The 18,190-nt window shown below is 72.2% G+C and carries 20 protein-coding genes and 1 tRNA gene; 13 read left to right on the top strand and 8 right to left on the bottom strand.

Annotation, left to right across the window (positions count from 1 at the left end; all coding sequences use genetic code 11):
- Window positions 1-371: 371 nt before the first annotated feature.
- The 3 genes from ACIHEI_RS12465 to allB all read right to left on the bottom strand — a co-directional run bounded on the left by ACIHEI_RS12465 (window position 372) and on the right by allB (window position 3,773).
- Window positions 372-1,157 (bottom strand): IclR family transcriptional regulator, encoded by a 786-nt coding sequence (locus ACIHEI_RS12465; protein WP_392944404.1) that lies wholly within the window; start codon window positions 1,155-1,157, stop codon window positions 372-374.
- A 140-nt stretch (window positions 1,158-1,297) separates the two neighbouring features.
- On the bottom strand, window positions 1,298-2,407 hold the full coding sequence (alc, locus tag ACIHEI_RS12460) for an allantoicase (RefSeq protein ID WP_396606583.1): 1,110 nt from the start codon (window positions 2,405-2,407) through the stop codon (window positions 1,298-1,300).
- A gap of 22 nt (window positions 2,408-2,429) precedes the next feature.
- Window positions 2,430-3,773 carry an allantoinase AllB gene (gene allB / locus ACIHEI_RS12455; protein WP_396606582.1) on the bottom strand — a complete coding sequence of 448 codons (1,344 nt, stop codon included), beginning with the start codon at window positions 3,771-3,773 and terminating at the stop codon, window positions 2,430-2,432.
- 132 nt (window positions 3,774-3,905) lie between these two features.
- On the opposite strand from allB, the gene ACIHEI_RS12450 reads away from it, so the two are divergent.
- The 10 genes from ACIHEI_RS12450 (at window position 3,906) to ACIHEI_RS12405 (ending at window position 10,197) form a co-directional block, all read left to right on the top strand.
- Window positions 3,906-4,427, top strand: a complete 522-nt coding sequence (locus ACIHEI_RS12450; RefSeq protein ID WP_396606581.1) for a GNAT family N-acetyltransferase — start codon at window positions 3,906-3,908, stop codon at window positions 4,425-4,427.
- Window positions 4,428-4,555: 128 nt separating this feature from the next.
- Window positions 4,556-4,951, top strand: a complete 396-nt coding sequence (locus tag ACIHEI_RS12445; protein WP_396606580.1) for a thiamine-binding protein — start codon at window positions 4,556-4,558, stop codon at window positions 4,949-4,951.
- Window positions 4,948-5,319, top strand: coding sequence for a helix-turn-helix domain-containing protein (locus ACIHEI_RS12440; RefSeq protein ID WP_396606579.1), 372 nt, complete (start codon window positions 4,948-4,950; stop codon window positions 5,317-5,319). The genes ACIHEI_RS12445 and ACIHEI_RS12440 overlap by 4 nt, the downstream gene beginning before the upstream one ends.
- A 144-nt stretch (window positions 5,320-5,463) precedes the next feature.
- Window positions 5,464-5,973, top strand: coding sequence for a 2-oxo-4-hydroxy-4-carboxy-5-ureidoimidazoline decarboxylase (gene uraD, locus ACIHEI_RS12435; RefSeq protein ID WP_396606578.1), 510 nt, complete (start codon window positions 5,464-5,466; stop codon window positions 5,971-5,973).
- 19 nt (window positions 5,974-5,992) lie between these two features.
- Entirely contained in the window at window positions 5,993-6,355 is a 363-nt protein-coding gene (uraH, locus tag ACIHEI_RS12430) for a hydroxyisourate hydrolase (protein ID WP_396606577.1), read from the top strand.
- A gap of 49 nt (window positions 6,356-6,404) precedes the next feature.
- Window positions 6,405-7,307, top strand: coding sequence for a factor-independent urate hydroxylase (gene pucL / locus ACIHEI_RS12425; protein WP_396606576.1), 903 nt, complete (start codon window positions 6,405-6,407; stop codon window positions 7,305-7,307).
- 53 nt (window positions 7,308-7,360) lie between these two features.
- Window positions 7,361-8,746: an 8-oxoguanine deaminase gene (locus ACIHEI_RS12420; protein ID WP_396606575.1), complete on the top strand. Its 1,386-nt coding sequence runs from the start codon at window positions 7,361-7,363 to the stop codon at window positions 8,744-8,746.
- 58 nt (window positions 8,747-8,804) lie between these two features.
- On the top strand, window positions 8,805-9,023 hold the full coding sequence (locus tag ACIHEI_RS12415; protein WP_396606574.1) for a hypothetical protein: 219 nt from the start codon (window positions 8,805-8,807) through the stop codon (window positions 9,021-9,023).
- A 60-nt stretch (window positions 9,024-9,083) separates the two neighbouring features.
- The gene (locus tag ACIHEI_RS12410; RefSeq protein WP_396606573.1) at window positions 9,084-9,521 is read left to right on the top strand and encodes a hypothetical protein; all 438 of its coding nucleotides are present in this window, start codon (window positions 9,084-9,086) and stop codon (window positions 9,519-9,521) included.
- 136 nt (window positions 9,522-9,657) lie between these two features.
- On the top strand, window positions 9,658-10,197 hold the full coding sequence (locus ACIHEI_RS12405; protein ID WP_392944427.1) for a hypothetical protein: 540 nt from the start codon (window positions 9,658-9,660) through the stop codon (window positions 10,195-10,197).
- A 229-nt stretch (window positions 10,198-10,426) separates the two neighbouring features.
- Here the strand turns inward: ACIHEI_RS12405 and ACIHEI_RS12400 are convergent, their stop codons facing one another.
- From ACIHEI_RS12400 to aceB, 3 genes are all read right to left on the bottom strand, one after another.
- The gene (locus ACIHEI_RS12400; protein WP_396606572.1) at window positions 10,427-12,022 is read right to left on the bottom strand and encodes a TROVE domain-containing protein; all 1,596 of its coding nucleotides are present in this window, start codon (window positions 12,020-12,022) and stop codon (window positions 10,427-10,429) included.
- Window positions 12,023-12,388: 366 nt separating this feature from the next.
- Window positions 12,389-12,450: transfer RNA gene (locus ACIHEI_RS12395), tRNA-Ser, on the bottom strand.
- A 61-nt stretch (window positions 12,451-12,511) separates the two neighbouring features.
- The gene (gene aceB, locus ACIHEI_RS12390; protein WP_396606571.1) at window positions 12,512-14,143 is read right to left on the bottom strand and encodes a malate synthase A; all 1,632 of its coding nucleotides are present in this window, start codon (window positions 14,141-14,143) and stop codon (window positions 12,512-12,514) included.
- A gap of 92 nt (window positions 14,144-14,235) precedes the next feature.
- Between aceB and ACIHEI_RS12385 the strand changes: the two genes are divergently transcribed.
- Window positions 14,236-15,006 carry an IclR family transcriptional regulator gene (locus tag ACIHEI_RS12385; protein ID WP_387634656.1) on the top strand — a complete coding sequence of 257 codons (771 nt, stop codon included), beginning with the start codon at window positions 14,236-14,238 and terminating at the stop codon, window positions 15,004-15,006.
- Window positions 15,007-15,017: 11 nt separating this feature from the next.
- On the opposite strand, the gene ACIHEI_RS12380 is transcribed toward ACIHEI_RS12385, so the two are convergent.
- Window positions 15,018-15,689 carry a response regulator gene (locus ACIHEI_RS12380; RefSeq protein ID WP_392944433.1) on the bottom strand — a complete coding sequence of 224 codons (672 nt, stop codon included), beginning with the start codon at window positions 15,687-15,689 and terminating at the stop codon, window positions 15,018-15,020.
- The gene (locus tag ACIHEI_RS12375) at window positions 15,686-16,819 is read right to left on the bottom strand and encodes a sensor histidine kinase (protein ID WP_396606570.1); all 1,134 of its coding nucleotides are present in this window, start codon (window positions 16,817-16,819) and stop codon (window positions 15,686-15,688) included. Before ACIHEI_RS12375 ends, ACIHEI_RS12380 begins: the two co-directional genes overlap by 4 nt.
- Between ACIHEI_RS12375 and ACIHEI_RS12370 the strand changes: the two genes are divergently transcribed.
- Both ACIHEI_RS12370 and ACIHEI_RS12365 read left to right on the top strand, forming a co-directional pair.
- Entirely contained in the window at window positions 16,814-17,380 is a 567-nt protein-coding gene (locus ACIHEI_RS12370) for a hypothetical protein (RefSeq protein WP_396606569.1), read from the top strand. The genes ACIHEI_RS12375 and ACIHEI_RS12370 overlap by 6 nt on opposite strands.
- Window positions 17,381-17,658: 278 nt before the next feature.
- Window positions 17,659-18,162 (top strand): AAA family ATPase, encoded by a 504-nt coding sequence (locus ACIHEI_RS12365; RefSeq protein ID WP_396606568.1) that lies wholly within the window; start codon window positions 17,659-17,661, stop codon window positions 18,160-18,162.
- The last annotated feature ends 28 nt before the right edge of the window (window positions 18,163-18,190 follow it).

Genomic DNA, 18,190 nt, shown 5'->3' with positions numbered 1-18,190 from the left:
GGCCGGGCACGCGATGCCAAACGCACTGGTCCGGCCCGGCCTACGGTGGACTCACCGGGGGAAGCCCGCTTCCGGGGGACGGGCTCGACCTTCGACGTTGCCCGGGCCGTCAGCATGTCCGACGGCCCGGGGACAAGGGGACACGTCGAAACCGACGGGGGCTGTCGCAACGGATCGCCGGATCCGCGCGACGGCCCCCGTTCCGCTTATCCCGCGAGAGCCTGCCGGGCCGCGACCGTGCCGTGGTGCTCCGCGCCGAAATGCTCCCGCCAGTCCGCCAGTGCACCGGCGAGCGTGCTGTCGCCCCGGGCCTGCTCCTCGGCGTCGCCGAACGTCGCGGCCGGGTACGACGACGCCCTCTCGTCAGCCGGTCACACCGCCATCGCGAGCATCAGCGGGGTGGCCCGGACGGTGAGCAACTCGGCGGCCTCGCGCAGCCGGAACGCCTGCTCGACGGGCAGCGAGGTGGCCAGGCAGCCCACCGTGTTCCCCGCCACTATCGGGACAGCGGCACAGACCGTGTCCATCGAGTACTCCTGAAGGTCCAGCACCGGGACGGTGGCGGGCTGCCGGTCCAGCCGGTGCAGCAGGCGGTCCTGCTCGGTGATGGTCCGGGCCGTGAGCCGGGCCACCGGATGCCGGGCGAAGTGGTCGAGCCGTCCCGCATGGTCGAGTTGGGCGAGCAGGCACTTGCCGATCGCGGACGCGTGCGCGGTGGCCCGGAAGTCCACCCACTCGTGCACCGCCGGCGCGTGCTCGCCGTCGCACACCGCCTCCACCAGCAGTTCGCCGTCCTGGTAGCGGCTGAAGTAGACAGCGGCGCCGAGTTCGTCCCGCAGTTCCTCCAACTGGTGATACAGCTTGGCTCTCACCAGCGGCTCCCGGTGCTGCGCGCCGAGCAGCGTGAACGCCCCGCCGAGCGTCCACAACCCGTCCAGGTGCAGCAGGTACCCCTCGGTCTCCAACTCCTCCGCGAACAGCCGCACCGCCGTCTCCGGCATGCTCAGCGCCCGCGCCAGATCCCCCGTCGTACACCCGTCCGGATAGCGGTCCACGGCCTCCAACAACCGCAACGCCCGCCGCAGCACCCCGAACGGCCCCGCCCCGCCACCACCCGGCCCCAGCAGATCACTCCGCCCCCGGCTCACCGTCGTCATTCCCCCGACCCCCTTCCTTCTCACCCCACCGTCCGCCCAGCGTAGCCAGCAAGCGAACACCCCATCATCCGCTCACCGGATATTCCCCCGCCAGAGCCACTCCCCCTTGACAGGCATATGCCGCGAGGGCCCTTCAGGGGTCACCCGCCGTACAGCCCCCTGATCGCCCCCGCGTCCCTCAACGGCCGCGCCCCCGCCACCTCTTGTCCGACCAGCCCCCGCGCCTCCTCCACCGGCAACGCGTTGAACCACCGCAGCGCCACCGCATCCAGCCCGGAGGGCGTGAGCCGCCCGACGACCCGAAGCCGCGCCAACCCCCCGTCCGGATACACATTGACGCGCACGTGCGTGACGGCCGGGCCCGAAAGCCGGTACCGGTGCCGCGTATCCGGCTGCAATCGCGTCCGGGGCAACAACACCGCCTCCGGCCCCACGAGTTCCGCCCACCCGGGCGCATTCGCGACGAAGCACGAGGTGTCCACCTCCACCGCCAGCACCTCGCCCTCCCCGGCCAGGGCGAGGCGTACCCAGTCGTGTCCCTTGTCCCGTCGGCGGCGGGTCTCCCAGCCGTCGCCCATGACGGTGGCCCGGCCGGGGGCGTTCAGGTGGTGCGGGGAGGAGTAGTAGCGGTCGGACGCGTCCTCGGCGACGCCGCCGTACTCCTGTGCGGCCAGATCGAACGTCAGCCCGGCCAAGTCCCGTGGGTCGGGCAGGACTTCGCCGTGCACCCGCAGCCGGGCGACACCGCCATCGGGCCAGATGTTCAACCGGACGTGGGTGTAGCGGACGGGGTCGGTGACGGGGAACGTGTGCGCGGTGTCGCCGCGCAGCGGCGTTCGCGGGACGATCTCGGTCCACCGCGCGGCGGCGACCTCCGCGGGCGAGGGGTGGCCGGGGACGGACGCGGCCTGCACGGACGCCGTCTCGGGGTGGTTGCCGGTGAAGTGCGCGGTGTCCACGACGACGCCGCGCACCAGACCGGCCGCGCCGAGCCGGACGATCACCCAGTCGTGGTCCTCGTCGGTGGGGTGCGGCTGTTCGGCGCTGATGCCGCGCCGGCGGCGGGACTCCCAGCCGTCCATGATCTGGCCCTTGTGCCCGAAGGTGTGCGGGCGGAACTCGGCGGGCGCGGCGACCAGCAGGTTCTCGGCGTCGGCGAAGGTGTCCTCGTTGGTGGCGATCACGCCCGCGCCGAGTGCCCGGGAGGCCAGGTCGACCAGTTCGGTGAACGCCTGCTGACTGTCACTCAACCGACTCTCCTCACAAGCGAGTTCAAGGACGGACGAGCTGCCGGCCGTGCGGAGCCCCGGCCGGGTCGACGGGCCGTCCGCGCAGCCAGGTGCGGCGGACCTGCCCGACGAGGGTACGGCCCGCGTACGGGGTGACGGGGTTCTTGTGGTGCAGCCGTTCGGGGTGGACGGTGAACGGGCCGTCCGGGTCGAAGGCCACCAGGTCGGCGTCGCAGCCGGCCGCGATCGCACCCTTGGCCCCGGCGAGGCCGACCAGCGCGGCGGGTCCGGCGGCCATCCAGCGCACCACGTCCGCCAGTTGGTGGCCGCGCCGCCGGGCCTCGGTCCATACGGCCGGCAGGCCCAGCTGGAGGGAGGCGATGCCTCCCCATGCGGCCGCGAAGTCCCCACTCCCGCCGTCTCGTTGAAACAGTTTGAGGTCCGGCGTGGACGGCGAGTGGTCGGACACCACGGCGGCGAACTCGCCGTCCGCGAGCGCCTGCCAGAGCAGGTCCCGGTTGGCGGCGTCCCGGATCGGCGGGCAGCACTTGAACGCGGTGCCCCCGTCGGGGACGTCCTCGGCGGTCAGCGTCAGGTAGTGCGGACAGGTCTCGGCGGTGACCCGCACCCCGTCCGCGCGGGCCCGGCGCAGCAGTGGCAGCACGGCGGCGGACGAGACGTGCAGCAGGTGCACCCGGGCGCCGGTGCGGCGGGCGCACTCCAGCAGCGCGGCGACCGCGACGGTCTCGGCGCGGTCCGGCCGGGAGGCCAGGAAGTCGCGGTAGCGCACGCCGGGGACGTGCGGGGCGGCGTCCAGCTCGGCCGGGTCCTCGGCGTGGACGACGGCCAGCGCGCCGAGCCGCGCCTGTTCGGTGAGCGCGGCCGCCAGGTCGGCGGGGGTGGCCAGGTGGGGGAACTCGTCCACGCCGGACGGGGCGAGGAAGGACTTGAACCCGAACACCCCGTCCCGGTGCAGCAGTTCGAGCCGGTCGGTGTTGCCGGGCACCGCCCCGCCCCAGAACCCGACATCCACCCAGGTCTGGCCCTCGGCGGCCTTCCGCTTGGCGGCCAGGCCCTCGACCGTGGTGGTCGGCGGGACGGAGTTCAGCGGCATGTCGATCAGCGTGGTGACCCCACCGGCCGCCGCCGCCCTGGTGGCGGACGCGAAGCCCTCCCACTCGGTGCGCCCCGGCTCGTTGACGTGCACGTGGGTGTCGACCAGCCCGGGCAGCAGCGCGAGGTCGCCGAGGTCGGTCAACTCCCGGCCGTCCAGGGACAGTTCACCATGCCGGGCGATCCGTTCGATCCGCCCGCCCCGCACCAGCACATCGGCGGCGCGCTCCCCCTCCGGCAGCACCACCCGCCGGGAGCGGAAAACCATGGGCATCAGGAACCTCCGAACGCCGGAAGAGTCCTGGGAGCCTAGAACCGGCCCGATCGACCGTCAATGCGGCCCACCGGCACTGGCATTCTCACCTTGGCGGGCCGAAATGAGCCCGCACACCGGGAGAATCACCATATGAACATCGAACTGCGCCACCACACCGAGCTGACCGCACAGGCCCGCCAGGACCTGCTCGCCGCCTATGCCGACGTCCGGGCACCCCTGCTGCACCTGCCCAACTACTCCGTCGCGGCGTTCACCGAGCGCCTCGACCGGCACGCCACCGACCCCGGCTTCGGACTCGTCCTGGCGTACGACGGTGAAGTCCCGGCCGGGTACGCCTACGGCAACACCATCGACGACACGTACTGGAAGCGGATGGCCGAGCCCCTGCCCGACGGCTTCACCGACGCCCCCGCGTTCGCCCTCAAGGAGATCGGCGTCCGCTCCCCCTGGCGCGGCACCGGCACCGCGCGTCGCATCCACGACGAACTCCTCGCCCGCCGCGCCGAAGGCCGCACCCTGCTCATGGTCAACCCGGCCGCCGGGGACGGCAAGGTCAGGGCGCTGTACGAGACTTGGGGTTACCGGGCCGTCAACAGCCAGGCATCCACGCCCGACTCGCCCCGGCTCGCGGTCATGCTCCGCGCGCGCTGACGTCTCCTCGGGCGCGCCCGCCCCAGGCGTTCCACGATCCGAAAGCCGGGCGCTACTGAATCTCCATCCGATCGTCTCATCCGACCATCTACCGGCCGGTCGGTCGATAGGGTGAACGAGTGCGACTGATGGTGGAGTTCACGACCGAACCGTTCAAGCTGAACGGTTTCCCCGAGCACGCCGCAACCGCCCGCCGGGCGGCCGAAGAGGCCGGCCTGGCCGTCTCGGTGGGGCCGTTCGGCACCAGCGCCGAGGGGGACGCCGAGCAGGCGCTGGCCGCCGTGACCCGGCTGCTGCGGGAGACCCTGGCGGTCGGCGCGAGCCGAATCTCGCTCCAGGTCAGCGTGTTGGCCGACGACCCGGCCCCGGCCGAACCCGGCCCGCCGACCGCACCCGACGGCCCGCCGACCGCGCCCGACGGCCCACCGGCGACGCCCGACGGCCCACCGATGACGCCGGACGCCCCGCCGACGAGCCCGCCAATGGCCCCGCCGCTGACGTCCGACGAAGGAAGGACGCCGTGAACGACGCCCCCGACCACCCGCTCACCGCGGCCCTGAAGCCGCTGCTGGAGGCGGTCGGCGCCACCGCGGTCGACCTCTCCGAGGCGCGGGCGGAGGACGTCGTCCTGGAGTGGGACGGCGCCCCGGCCGTCGCGGTGCGGCTGCCGCACCTGGGCAGCGCGCTGGACCGGCTGTTGGCCGAGATGGCCCGCCAGTTCGACGGCCGTCCGCTGGCCGAGCTGGGCCGCACGGAGAAGCAGCGGGTGGTCGCCCTGCTGGAGGAACGCGGCGCGTTCACCGTCCGCCATGGGGTGGAGACCGTCGCGTCGGCGCTCGGTGTCAGCCGGTTCACCGTGTACAACTACCTGAACCGGCAGGAGAAGTCCTGACGTGTCGGGCGCCGCCCACCGTCGCCACGCTTCGCCCTCCGTCGCCACGCACCGCGCCGCCACAAACAGTTCAACAAAGCGTTGACGGCCCGTCGGGGCTCGTTCTAGCTTGTCCGGGTGGCACCGAATCCAGGAGGTCCTTCCGTGACCGAGCCACCCGCCGACTCCCCCGTCCTCGCCGCACTGGCCGCCACCGACTCCGCCGAACTGCGAAGAACTCTGCTGGAGATCTGTTCCAGCCCGGCCTGGGCCGCCGCCGTCGCCGCGTCCCGCCCCTGGTCCGACCGCGCCGAACTGCTCGCCGCCAACGCGCGGGCGACGGCGCAGCTGTCGGTGGCCGCGCTGAACGCGGCGCTGGCCGGCCACGCCCGGATCGGCGCGCCCGCGGCCGGCGACGCCGCGTCCGAGCGCGAGCAGTCCGGCGTCCGGGGCGTCGAGCCGTCCCTGCTGGGCGAGTTGGCGGCGGCCAACGCCGCGTACGAGGCGAAGTTCGGCCACGTCTTCCTGATCCGCGCCACCGGCCGGACCGCGGCCGACATGCTCGCCGCCCTGCGCGAGCGGCTGCCGCACGACGCCGCCACCGAGGCGGAGACCGTCCGCAAGGAACTGCGCGAGATCAACGAACTCCGGCTCGACCGACTGCTGTCCAGCTGATCCACCTGAGGAACCGCCCATGGCCGGCATCTCCACCCACGTGCTCGACACCAGCCTCGGCCGCCCCGCCGCGGGCGTTCCGGTCGAACTGGCCGTGCGCACCGAGGACGGCTGGCGGTTGCTCGGCGCCTCCGCCACGGACGCCGACGGCCGGGTCACGGGGCTGCCGGCCGTGGCGGGCGGCTCGGTCGCCCGGCTGCGGTTCGACACCGCCGAGTACCACGCGGGGACGGGGCAGCGGAGCTCGGGGCAGCGGAGCTCGGGGCAGCAGCCGTTCTTCCCCGAGGTCTCGATCGTCTTCACCGTCGCACCCGATCAACTCCACTACCACGTACCGCTGTTGCTGAACCCGTTCGGCTACTCGGTCTACCGCGGCAGCTGAGCGCCGGGGCAGCCGCTTCCACCACCTGGGAGACACAAGGAGGCACGTCATGGCCCACGTGCTCGGGCAGAACCAGTACGGCAAGGCGGAGAACCGCATCGTCCGGGTCCGCCGCGACTCCACCGGCCACGAGATCAAGGATCTGAACGTCTCGGTCTCGCTGCGCGGCGAGTTCGACGACGTCCATCTGACCGGCTCGAACGCCAACTGCCTGCCCACCGACAGCATGAAGAACACCGTGTACGCGTTCGCCAAACAGCACGGCATCGACTCCGCCGAGGGATTCGCCGCCCTGCTGGCCCGGCACTTCGTGGCGGACGCCGAGCGCGGCGTGGTGCGCAGCGCCCGGATCCGGGTCGAGGAGTACGGCTGGGACCGGATCGCCACCCCCGACTCACCGTCCCCGTCCGGTCATTCCTTCGTCCGCAACGGGCAGGAGGTGCGCACCACCGAGGTGGAGTACGACGGCGAGCGGTTCCGGGTGGTCTCCGGGCTCAAGGATCTGGTGGTGCTGAACACCACCGGCTCGGAGTTCCGGGGGTTCCTCAAGGACCGCTACACCACCCTCCAGGAGGCCGAGGACCGGCTCCTGGCCACCCAGGTGACGGCACGGTGGGCGTTCGGTTTCGACGGCCGCGACGGGCAGCGGCAGCCGGACTGGAACCGGTCGTACCCGGAGGTCAGGCGGCACCTGTTGGAGGCGTTCGCCGACACCTACTCGTTCTCCCTGCAGCAGACGCTGCACGCGATGGGCAGTCGGGTGCTGGACCACCGCGCCGAGGTGGACGAAGTCCGGCTGGAGCTGCCCAACAAGCACCATTTCCTGGTCGATCTGGCGCCGTTCGGGCTCAAGAACGAGAACGAGGTCTACTACGCCGCCGACCGGATGTACGGCCTGATCGAGGCCACCGTGCACAGGGAGGGCGTCACCCCGGTCATCCCCGTCTCCTGACTCCGTCTCCTGACTCTGTCTCCTGACTCTGTCTCCTGACTTCTGGAGTTCCCATGGCAGTTCGGCCCCTGGACGTGGACGACCGGCGGATCGTGATCGAGAACGCCGCGATCGCCACCGTCGACGCCGCCGGCACCGAGTACGCGCGCGGGCACGTGGTCGTGCTCGACAACACCGTCGAGTCGGTCGGCGACGGGCCCGCGCCGGCCGGGCTCGCCGGCGTGGCGCGGCGGATCGACGGCGAGGGGCACCTGCTCACGCCCGGGCTGGTCAACACCCACCACCACTTCTACCAGTGGCTCACCCGCGGACTGGCCCAGAACGACACCCTGTTCGACTGGCTGGTGGCGCTGTACCCGACCTGGGCGCGGATCGACGCCGAGCTGATGCACGCCGCGACGCTGGGTTCGGCGGCGGCGCTGCTCAAGTCGGGCTGCACCACGGCCGCCGATCACCACTACGTCTTCCCGCGCGGCGCCGGCGACCTGCTCGGCGCGTCCATCGAGGCCGTCCAGCAGCTCGGCCTCCGGTTCACCGCTCTGCGCGGCTCGATGGACCGCAGCCGGAAGGACGGCGGGCTGCCGCCGGACCACGCGGTGGAGGACACCGACGAGATCCTCGCCGCCTCGGAGGCCGCGGTCGACCGGTGGCACGACGCGTCCTTCGGCTCGATGCTGCACCTCGCGCTGGCGCCCTGCTCCCCCTTCTCCGTCTCCACCGAACTCCTGACTCTTTCTTCGGAGTTGGCCCGTCGCAAGGGCGTGCGCCTGCACACCCACGGCTCGGAGACCGCCGAGGAGGCGGAGTTCTGCCGCAAGCTCTTCGGCATGGGCCCCACCGACTACTTCGAGTCCACGGGCTGGCTCGGCGAGGACGTCTGGATGGCGCACTGCGTCCACCTCACCGACTCCGACCTCGCCAAGTTCGCCGAGACCGGCACCGGCGTCGCCCACTGCCCGTCCTCCAACGCCCGCCTGGCCGCCGGCATCGCCCGCGTCCCCGACATGCTCGCCGCCGGCGTCCCCGTCGGCCTCGGCGTCGACGGCACCGCCTCCAACGAGTCCGGCCAGCTCGGCACCGAACTGCGCAACGCCCTCCTGATCAACCGCCTGGCCCGCCGCCCCGACGCCCTGACCGTCCGCCAGTCCCTGCGCCTCGCCACCATAGGCGGCGCGAGGGTCCTCGGCCGCCAGCACGAGATCGGCTCCATCGAACCGGGCAAACTCGCCGACCTCGCCCTCTGGAAGATCGACGGCCTCCTCCACTCCACCATCGCCGACCCCGTCGCCGCCCTCGTCCTCGGCGCCCTCCCCCCACTCACCACCCTCCTCGTCAACGGCACCCCCGTCATCGAGCACGACCACCTCACCACCGCCGACGAATCCCACATCGCCCGCACCTGCGCCCGCGCCGCCCGCGACCTCGCCTCCCGCACCTGACCGGCTGTCGGCCGGGTGCGATAGCGTCCGGCCCTTCGGCGATGTGAGGAGTATGCGGATGGGCGCCAGCGACTGGCACTACGTCACCCCCTACCCGGGTTCGCCGCAGCGCAGCCTGGACGCCCTGCACCAGGCTGAGTTCGCCGCGCACTGGGCCGGCCAGGAGTACGACACACTGCGCGACGAGATCGACTGGCGCTGGACCGGCAAGTACGTCCTCCTCCGCACCCATGGCGAGCCCACCCACCTGGGAATCTTCGGCAGATCGGGTGACTGAGGCGGTGTCGGCCCGTTGCGGTAGCGTCCGGACACCGACCGCGACTTGAGGAGCATGAGGATGGGCGCCAGCAGCTGGGAGTACCTCACCGTCTACCGGGGGACTCCGCAGAAGACAGTGAACGCCCTGCACGCGGAGGTGTTCGCGGGGACGGGCTGGATCGGGGCGGGTGAGTACGAGTCGATCGAGGAGCTGTGGGCGGACGAGGAGTTCATGGGTGAGGAGGGCACCCACTCGATCCTGGACATTCCCAAGGCGGTGCTGTTCAGCAACGATCCGGCGGGGTACGACGACCTGGGGACTGTCCGGCCGCTGTCGTCCGAGCGGCTGCTGCACCACTTCGGGACCGACCGGCCGAGTGTGGAGCAGTACCGGCGGGCGATGGAGGGCCGCGAGCTGTTGGAGGAGACGCGCCTGCGGTGGACCGGGCGGTTCGTGGTGCTGTACACCGACGCCGAGGCGACCCACTTCGGGGTGTTCGGGTACTCCGGCGATTGACGGGACGTCAGCGGCGGGCGGCAGCCACCGGCACGGGCGTCCACCTGACGGAGGACCCGATCTCCTCCGTGAGGGCGAGCACCTGACAGGTCCTCAGGTCGATTTCCGCAGCCCGTCGGGCCAGCAGGATCGAACCATGCGATTCAGCGTGCTCCACCCGTCCCCGACGGTCGGCAACACCGCGCGGCCGGTCCCCCGTTGGGCCGTCCGTTCGGCCCAGCTCATACCCCTGGCCGTGCTGCCGTCGTGCATCTGGCGCCTGCCGTTCGCGTTCGACTTCGAGATGGGCCAGGTCTACGAGGTCCACAAGACCTGGCACTGGTGGGTGATTCTCTACGTCTTCGGGCTCAGCGTGCTCTCCGAGGGGCTCGCGTACCTGTCCTTCGGCCTGGTGGCCGGATGGGGCGAGGTGGTGCCGGCCTGGATCCCGTTGATCGGCGGCCGGCGCGTCCCGCCGTTCGCGGCGATCGTCCCGGCCACCCTGGGCGGGCTGGGGCTGGTCGTGCTGTGGGATCCGCTGCCGCTCGCCTTCCTCGACCTCGGAGTCCCGATGGTCGAGTACTCCAACGGCTGGTGGAAGGCGCTCGCGGCAGCGGCCACCATGCCACTGGTCCTGTGGGGACCGCTTGTCCTGGCGCTGACCTTCGCGTACTACCGACGCCGTCGCGAAGAATGACGTCGGGTCACGACAGCGCTAGCTGACGCAGTGAACCGTCAACTCCGCATGCCACAGGTCCCCGTCGTACCACGCGGACGTGATCCCTCCACCGCACTGGCTGTCGGTGAACCCGGCGGCGCGGGCCTGCGTGAGGGCACGGTTGTGCGCCGACTGGCCGGCGAGGAGCACGGTCGAGCCGGTGCCGACCGCGGTGAAGTCGGCGGTCGCCGCCGACGTTGCGTCAGCTTTACTTTCGGTCGCTCTCCCACGGCCACGCGGCGTCCCGCCCGGCCTCCAGCAGCGGGATGAGCCGGAACGCGACGTCGGTCAGGCCGCCGAAGGTGTGCCGCCGCGCGCTGCCGGACGGGGCGTGACCGGCACGGTAGCCCGCCAGGTTCCAGGTGTAGGTGGGGATGTGGGAGGGGACGGACTCCAGCGCGTTGTGCGAGTAACTCCCGTACGCCTGCTCGTCGGTGACGATCACCACGCGGTCGTGTCCGCGGTAGTGCGTCCGGACGGCTTCGGCGGTGTTGGTGCCGCCGAGGTTACCGAACCGGTCCAGCACCTTGAGCACCGCGTCGCCGCGCTGCACCCGGATCGCCCGGCTGCTGGTGCCGAACTCGACCAGGTTCGCCTCCTCGGCCCGCAGGGCGAGTGCGGTGCCGAAGATGGCCGCGGTGTCGGCCCGGTTGAGCTGGGACTGCGCGCTCGGCCGGTCGAACATCGAGCCGGACCGGTCCACCAGGATCAGCGAACGGCCGGGCAGCGCAGGGACGTTGGCCAGCGAGTGCTTCAGCGCCGTCTCCAGCGCGTGGCCCCAGCGCAGCGACGGCGCGTGCCGGTGGGCGGCCAGGTAGCGGAACGGGAACTGGCGCGAGCGCTTGACCTCGCCCGGGTCGGCGATCCGCCGGGCGACCTGCTCGGCCACCTCGGCCGACACGCCGGCCTGGTCGAAGTTGCGCAGGTTGCGCACCAGCGCCATCGCGCCCATGGACGGGATGACGGCCTCCCAGACGGCCGCGCTCAGCGGCCCCTGGAGCCAGCCGGCCAGCGCCTCCCACGTCATGCCCGCCTCGGCCAGGCGCTCCGCGCCGCCGGGGCCGGTGACCAGCGCGCGGCGCTCGGCCACCGGGACGGCCATCAGCGCGTGGTGGGCGGTCAACAGGGCGTCGCCCGGCGGCGGGACGGCGGTGTCGGGGCGGTGCCGCCGGTCCAGCGCGTAGCGGAACAGCTCGCTCTGCCACGGCTTTTCGGGGTGCGGCGACGGGTGGGTGAGCTCCAGCACGTCGCCGAACCGGAAGCCCTTGCCCGCGGTGTCGTACTTGAGCAGCGCCCGCCCGTTGTACAGCCGGCCGACGGCGTCCGCGACGCCGCGCTTGACGGGCTTGGGCAGCGCGCGCCCGTACCGGGACGTCCAGTAGGCGAGCAGTTCGCCGGGCTCGTCGGGGCGCTGCAGGACGGCGTCGATCACCTGCCGGGAGTGGCCGGGGAGCTTCGCGTCCAGCCGGGCGCGGGTGAACTCGGCCGCGCCGACCAGCGAGGCGGTGCGCATCGCGGCGCCGTGGCGCAGCCAGCGCAGCAGGCCGAGCGTCCACTCGGGGTCGCTGACGGCGAGCGAGCGCACCAGGGTGGTGTAACGGTCGTCGCGGTCGCCGCCGCGCTCGTAGAAGGTGTCCTGGCCGACCAGGTTGGCGACCGCCAGCAGGAAGAGTTCGGACTTCTCGTCGCGCAGGTGTCCCGGCCCGCCCTGGTGGTTGGCCGTGAGCTGCCCCGTCGTGACGACGGGCGAGCTGGGGCCGACGAGGGCGGGCTTCTTCGAACGGCGAAGGTTGAAGCGGGACATGTGGACTCCTCCTGCGGGCGGGCATGCCGAACCGGGGCGTCCGAGAATTACCGGTCGCGTGGACCGGCCTCGGCGGAGGTAGCAGTCTGGTGCTCTACCAACTGAGCTACCGGCCGCGCTCGCGCACGGCCGACCGGGACTCGAACCCGGAACCGCCAGATCCGGAAGTAACCCCCGCCTGCGCACCGGACGCCCCGGCGCGGTTGCCCTCCCGAGATCAAAGGTGGCGCCGGTGGGATTCTTTGGAGGAAGTAACCGGCGTCTGCGCACCGGGAGGTGGCAGTCGTTCTGAAGTTTGGTGTCCAGAGAACAGAAGCGGCGGAGGCGACATTAGCTGCTCTCCCAACTGAGCTACGCCGGCTCGAAAGCCGGCGGCGGGACTCGAACCCGCGACCTGCCCATTACAAGTGGAAGTAACCCCTGCCTGCGCACCTGGACGAGAACGACCTTATCCGTCCGCCGCCCCCGCCCGCACCTGAGTTTTCCGTCTCAGTCGAGCAAGGCGAGCGCCGGCAGCGTCAGGAACTCCGGGAACTCCTCGCCCAGCGCCACCTGTTCGAACAGCGCGGCGGCCTCGTCCCACCGCCGCCCGGCTTCGGCCTCCGTCTCCGTCCGCAGCGCGGCGAGTTCCCCCGCCAGCAGCAGCCGCACCTGTTCTGCCGTCACCTTCTCGCCCGTGTCGGCGAGCACCACGCCGTTGTGGATCCACTGCCAGATCTGCGAGCGGGAGATCTCGGCGGTGGCGGCGTCCTCCATCAGGTGGAAGATGGCGACCGCGCCGATCCCGCGAAGCCACGCCTCGAGGTACCGGACGCCGACCTGAACGGCGTTGCGCAGCCCGGTGGACGTACAACTGCCTTGTGCACCCGCAATGTTGAGCAGTTCTGCCGCCGTGACGTCGCCGGCCGCCCCCGGGTTCTCCTTCTGGTGCGGGCGCTCGCCGAGCACCGCGTCGAAGCACGCGCGCGCCACCGGCACCAGGTCGGGGTGGGCGACCCAGGAGCCGTCGAAGCCGCCGGCCGCCTCCCGTTCCTTGTCCGCCCGGACCTTCGCCAGCGCCGCCGCGTTGACCTCCGGGTCGGTGCGGGACGGGATGAACGCCGCCATCCCGCCGATCGCGTGCGCACCGCGCCGGTGGCAGGTCCGCACCAGCAGGCGGGTGTAGGCGGCCATGAACGGGGACGCCATGGTGACGCTGTTGCGGTCGGGGAGGATGAACCCGGCGCCGGCGTCCCGGAAGTTCTTCACGATCGAGAACAGGTAGTCCCACCGTCCGGCGTTCAACCCGGCGGCGTGCTCGCGCAGTTCGTGCAGGATCTCGTCCATCTCGAAGGCGGCGGTGATGGTCTCGATCAGCACGGTGGCGCGGATCGTGCCGTGCGGGATGCCCAACTCGGCCTGGGCGTGCGTGAAGACCTCGTTCCAGAGCCGGGCCTCCAGGTGGCTCTCGGTCTTCGGGAGGTAGAAGTACGGGCCGGAGTTGGGGTCCTGCGCGCCGCGGGCGAGCAGCCGGGCCGCGTTGTGGAAGAAGTACAGGCCGAAGTCGACGAACGCGCCGGCCACCGGCTCGCCGTCCACGCTCAGGTGCCGCTCGTCCAGGTGCCAGCCGCGCGGGCGGACCACGACGGTGGCCAGTTCGGCGGCGGGCTTCAGCGTGTACGCCTTGCCCCGGGCGTCGGTGAAGTCGATCCGGCCCTCGAACGCGTCGATCAGGTTGAGCTGGCCGGAGACCACGTTCGCCCAGGTCGGGGCGGAGGCGTCCTCGAAGTCGGCGAGCCACACCTGCGCGCCGGAGTTCAGCGCGTTGACGGTCATCTTGCGGTCGGTCGGGCCGGTGATCTCGACCCGGCGGTTCACCAGGGCGCGCGGCGCGGGCGCGACCTGCCAGTCCGCGGCGCGGATCGCGGCCGTCTCCGGCCGGAAGCCGAGGGTGCCGGTGCGGGCGATCTCGGCCCGGCGCGCCGTACGCGCTGCCAGCAACTCCCGGCGCCGGCCGTCGAACGCGCGGTGCAGGCCCGCGACGAACGCCAGCGCCTGCGGGGTGAGCACCTCCTCGGCCCGCTCCACGGGCGGGCCCGAGACCGTCACTCCCGGAACCGTCGAACCCTGATCTGCTGCCATGGGCTGCACACTCCTCGGGCTGATCCGCTATTCCGTTCTGTAGAGTGGAGATTAGTTTCCGCGATGCAGAATTTCAATGAAGGAACCACACCGTGGCCAGCAGCCCCACCGAACGCACCACCGGCTCGGTGCAGTCCGTCGAACGCGCCTTCCTGCTCCTCGAATCCCTCGCCGACGCCGGCGGCATCGCCACCCTCAGCGAACTCTCCGCCGCCTCCGGCCTGCCGATGCCGACCATCCACCGCCTGGTCCGCACCCTGCTCACCCAGGGGTACGTCCGCCAGGACTCAGCCCGCCGCTACACCCTCGGCCCGCGCCTGATCCGCCTCGGCGAGACCGCGAACCGGCTGCTCGGCTCCTGGGCCCGCCCGTTCCTCGCCGAACTCATGGAAGCCACCGGCGAAACCGCCAACCTGGCCGTCCTGGAGGGCTGCGAGGTCGTCTACGTCGGCCAGGTCCAGTCCCGGCGCTCCATGCGGATGTTCACCGAGGTCGGCCGCCGCGCCCAGCCGCACTGCACCGGCGTCGGCAAGGCGCTGCTCGCCCAGCTCCCCGAGGACGAGGCGCGCGCGCTGCTCGGCCCCGGACCGCTCCAGGCCCACACCCCGCACACCATCACCGACCCCGCCGCCCTGCTCGCCCACCTCGCCGCCGCCCGCGAGTCCGGCTACGTCGTCGACGACCAGGAGCAGGAGATCGGCGTCCGTTGCCTCGCCGTCGCCGTCCCCGGCGCCCCCACCCCCACCGCGCTCTCCGTCTCCGGCCCCGAAGCCCGCATCCACTCCCTCGAAGCCCAGTCCGGCCCCGCCGGCCTCGTCCCCCTCATGCAGTCCGTCGCGGCCCGCCTCGGCGCCGCGCTCTGACGGCTCCCCGGTTACACCAGGCCCGACTCGTAGGCAGCGATCACCAGTTGGGCCCGGTCGCGGGCGGCGAGCTTGGACAGCAGCCGACCGATGTGGGTCTTCACCGTGCCCGCGCTCAGGTGCAGGTACGCCCCGATCTCGCCGTTCGACAGCCCGCGGGCCACCAGCACCAGCACCTCCCGCTCCCGGGGCGTCAGTTGCTCGGGGCCGACGGCCGCGGCCGGTCCGCGGCCCGCCGTCGGCCTCGGGACTGGCAGGCGGGCGAACTCGGCGATCAGCCGGCGCGTCACCGACGGCGCCAGCAGCGCGTCGCCCGCCGCGACCGTGCGGATTCCGTCCAGCAGCACCGCAGGCGAGGTGTCCTTGAGCAGGAAGCCCGCCGCACCCGCCCGCAGCGCCCCGTACACGTACTCGTCCAGGTCGAAGGTGGTCAGCACCAGTACCCGGGTGGCCGCCGTCTCCGGTGCGCCGGTGATCCGCCGGGTCGCCTCGATGCCGTCCAGCATGGGCATCCGAATGTCCATCAGCACCACGTCCGGCCGCAGGCGCGCGGTGGCGGCCACCGCCTGCTCACCGTCCTCGGCCTCGCCGACCACCTCGAGGCCGGGCGCGGTGTCGATCAGCAGCCCGAAACTCCCCCGCAGCAGCGGCTGGTCGTCGGCCACCAGCACCCGCACCGTCACGCGCCCTCCCCCGTCCCGTCCACCGGCAGCACGGCCGACACCCTGAACCCGCCGCCCGGCCGGGGCCCGGCGCTGAACGTCCCGCCGTACATCATCACCCGCTCCCGCATCCCGGCCAGCCCGTACCCACCACCCGACACACGGCGGTCCGGCACCTGCCCGGCACCGTCGTCGGACACCTCCACACTTACCTCGCCCGTCAGTTGACGGACCGCCACCTCGCACCCCGTCCCCGGCCCGGCGTGCCGCAGGACATTGGTGAGCGCCTCCTGGACGATCCGGTGCACGGTCAGCGCGACCCCGGCGGGCAGCGTCGGCCCAGGCTGCACCTCGCACGACACCCGCACCCCCGCGTCCACCGCCCGCCGGACCAGCACCGGCAGCTCGCCCAGGCCCGGCGCCGGCCCCTCCGCCGCGTCCGCGTCACGCAGCACCCCGAGCGCCCGGCGCATCTCGGTCAGCGCCTCCCGCCCGGTCCGCTCGATCTCCCGGACGGCCGCCCGGACCTCCGCCGGCCGCACCTCCGCGACATGGTCGGCGACCGCCGCCTTCACCACGATCACGCTCAGACTGTGCGACACGATGTCGTGCAACTCCCGTGCGATCCGCAGCCGTTCCGCCACCAGCGTCGCCTCCGCCGACCGCTGCGCGCGCTCCGCCGACCGCACCCGCCCGGCCCGCACCGCATGGCCGCCCGCCCAGGCCGCACCGAGCACCAGCGCCGTCACCGCCGCCGTCCCTACCGCCTCCCCGACCGTCCCCGACGGCGTCACCACTCCCTCGCCGAGCACCACCGCACCCGCCGACACCACAACCGCCGCCGCCAACGCCACCTCCGCCCGCCGGACCGGCTCCAGCAGAGCCACCGCATAACCCGCCAACGCGGCCGCCACGAACGGCTCCCTCGTCACATCGAGCAACGTGGCCGCCACCGAACTGCCCACCACCACAGCCAGCACCGCCAACGGCCACCGCCGCCGCACCGCCAACGGGCCACCAACCCCGAGCGCCACCAACACCGCCAGCCACGGCGGGCCGGTGAACCCCGGCTCGCCGCCGTCCGCCGCCATCGCCAGATACGCCGCCACCGCCACGGCCGCGACTGCCGCGTCAACTACCCATAGATGCAAGCCCGTTCGCACCCTCATCCCGCCTGTCCGACCAACACCATCGCCACGCCCACCGCCACCACCAGCAACACCCGCCCCGCCACCGTCCGGCCCGCCGGCCGCGGCCCGTCCCGCCACACCGCCACCCCCAACGGCACCAGTGCCACGCACAACCCCACCGCCGCCACCACCGATCCCACCGTCGTCCCCTTCAACACACCCAGAGGCATCGCCGCCCCCGCCGCCAACGCCACCGCCCGCACCGGCCCCAACACCCCTGCCCGCCAAGCCCCCCACGCCAGCAACACCCATCCGCCCATGATCGCCGCATTCAACGCACTGAACACATGGAACGCCCCGTACGACCCCGCCACCAGCGCCGTCGCCTCCCCCGCACCACGCTGCGCCACCAGCTGGAACGCCAAATGGTCCACCCCCGCGTGGAACGCCCGCGCACACAACCCCAGAACCGCCAACGTCCCGCCCCACCAAGCCAGTTCAGGCCTCCGCTGGGCCACCCGCCCAGCCAGCAGCGCCACCCCCGGCAGCAGCAGCGTCCACCCCGCCGACACCAACCCGTAGGAGACAGCCATCAGTTGAGGGCGCTCCCGAAACGCCGCCAACTGAGCCGGAAAGAAGAAGTCGTACCGCCACCGCACCACCACCCCCGCCACCACCAACACCGGCCCCACCACCAGCGCCGCCGCCCCCACCCAACGCCCCGGAAACCCGACCCACCCGCTCCGCATCTCATCCATGCCCCCAACCCTTCCGCCCCCGGGCCACCCCCGTCGTCGGAGCCAGGTCCACGCTTCGCCATCAGACCCAGGTCCGACCTCCGGTTGATCTAACCTTTCTTCGTGACACAGCAATTGAGCACCGTGGTGCTGATGTGCGGCCTCCCGGGAGCGGGCAAGACCACCTACGCGATGGGACTCGTGCAACGCGGCTTCACCCGCCTCTCCATCGACGAGGTGGTCTGGCAGCGCATCGGCCAACGCGACGCCGGCCTGGCGCTGGAGGCCGAGGCGTACGACCGGCTCAAGGAGGAAGTCCGCCGGGAGCAGCGGCAGCAGCTGATCGAACTGATGCTGGCCGGCCGCGACGTGGTGATCGACTACAGCTTCTGGAGCCGCACCGCCCGCGACGACTACAAGACACTCGTCGAGCACCACGGCTGCCGCTGGGAACTGATCCACCTCAAGGCCGACCCCGCAACGCTGAAGCGCCGCCTGGCAGTTCGCAACGCCGAACATGGCGCCAACTGCGTCACCGTGGACGAGTCACTGTTCGCACGCTACCTGGCCAACTTCGAGGAACCGCGAGGAGAGGGCGAACAGGTCTTCGTGCAGTCCTCGGCCTGAAGGCCCTCTCCGCTCATTTCAACTGGCT

The organism is Kitasatospora sp. NPDC051984, assembly GCF_044593455.1.
Classification (GTDB): Bacteria; Actinomycetota; Actinomycetes; order Streptomycetales; family Streptomycetaceae; genus Kitasatospora.
Note: the sequence above shows the minus strand (reverse complement) of the source record. Positions and strands in the feature narration are given on the sequence as shown.

Excerpts from the sequence above, each read along its gene's own strand:
- ACIHEI_RS12465 (WP_392944404.1), bottom strand. The coding sequence starts at position 1,157 with ATGACGACGGTGAGCCGGGGGCGGAGTGATCTGCTGGGGCCGGGTGGT.
- pucL (WP_396606576.1), top strand. The coding sequence starts at position 6,405 with ATGGCCCACGTGCTCGGGCAGAACCAGTACGGCAAGGCGGAGAACCGC.
- ACIHEI_RS12405 (WP_392944427.1), top strand. The coding sequence starts at position 9,658 with ATGCGATTCAGCGTGCTCCACCCGTCCCCGACGGTCGGCAACACCGCG.
- ACIHEI_RS12370 (WP_396606569.1), top strand. The coding sequence starts at position 16,814 with ATGCAAGCCCGTTCGCACCCTCATCCCGCCTGTCCGACCAACACCATC.
- ACIHEI_RS12445 (WP_396606580.1), top strand. The coding sequence starts at position 4,556 with ATGGTGGAGTTCACGACCGAACCGTTCAAGCTGAACGGTTTCCCCGAG.
- ACIHEI_RS12410 (WP_396606573.1), top strand. The coding sequence starts at position 9,084 with ATGGGCGCCAGCAGCTGGGAGTACCTCACCGTCTACCGGGGGACTCCG.
- aceB (WP_396606571.1), bottom strand. The coding sequence starts at position 14,143 with ATGGCAGCAGATCAGGGTTCGACGGTTCCGGGAGTGACGGTCTCGGGC.
- ACIHEI_RS12420 (WP_396606575.1), top strand. The coding sequence starts at position 7,361 with ATGGCAGTTCGGCCCCTGGACGTGGACGACCGGCGGATCGTGATCGAG.
- allB (WP_396606582.1), bottom strand. The coding sequence starts at position 3,773 with ATGCCCATGGTTTTCCGCTCCCGGCGGGTGGTGCTGCCGGAGGGGGAG.
- uraH (WP_396606577.1), top strand. The coding sequence starts at position 5,993 with ATGGCCGGCATCTCCACCCACGTGCTCGACACCAGCCTCGGCCGCCCC.
- ACIHEI_RS12415 (WP_396606574.1), top strand. The coding sequence starts at position 8,805 with ATGGGCGCCAGCGACTGGCACTACGTCACCCCCTACCCGGGTTCGCCG.
- ACIHEI_RS12400 (WP_396606572.1), bottom strand. The coding sequence starts at position 12,022 with ATGTCCCGCTTCAACCTTCGCCGTTCGAAGAAGCCCGCCCTCGTCGGC.
- ACIHEI_RS12450 (WP_396606581.1), top strand. The coding sequence starts at position 3,906 with ATGAACATCGAACTGCGCCACCACACCGAGCTGACCGCACAGGCCCGC.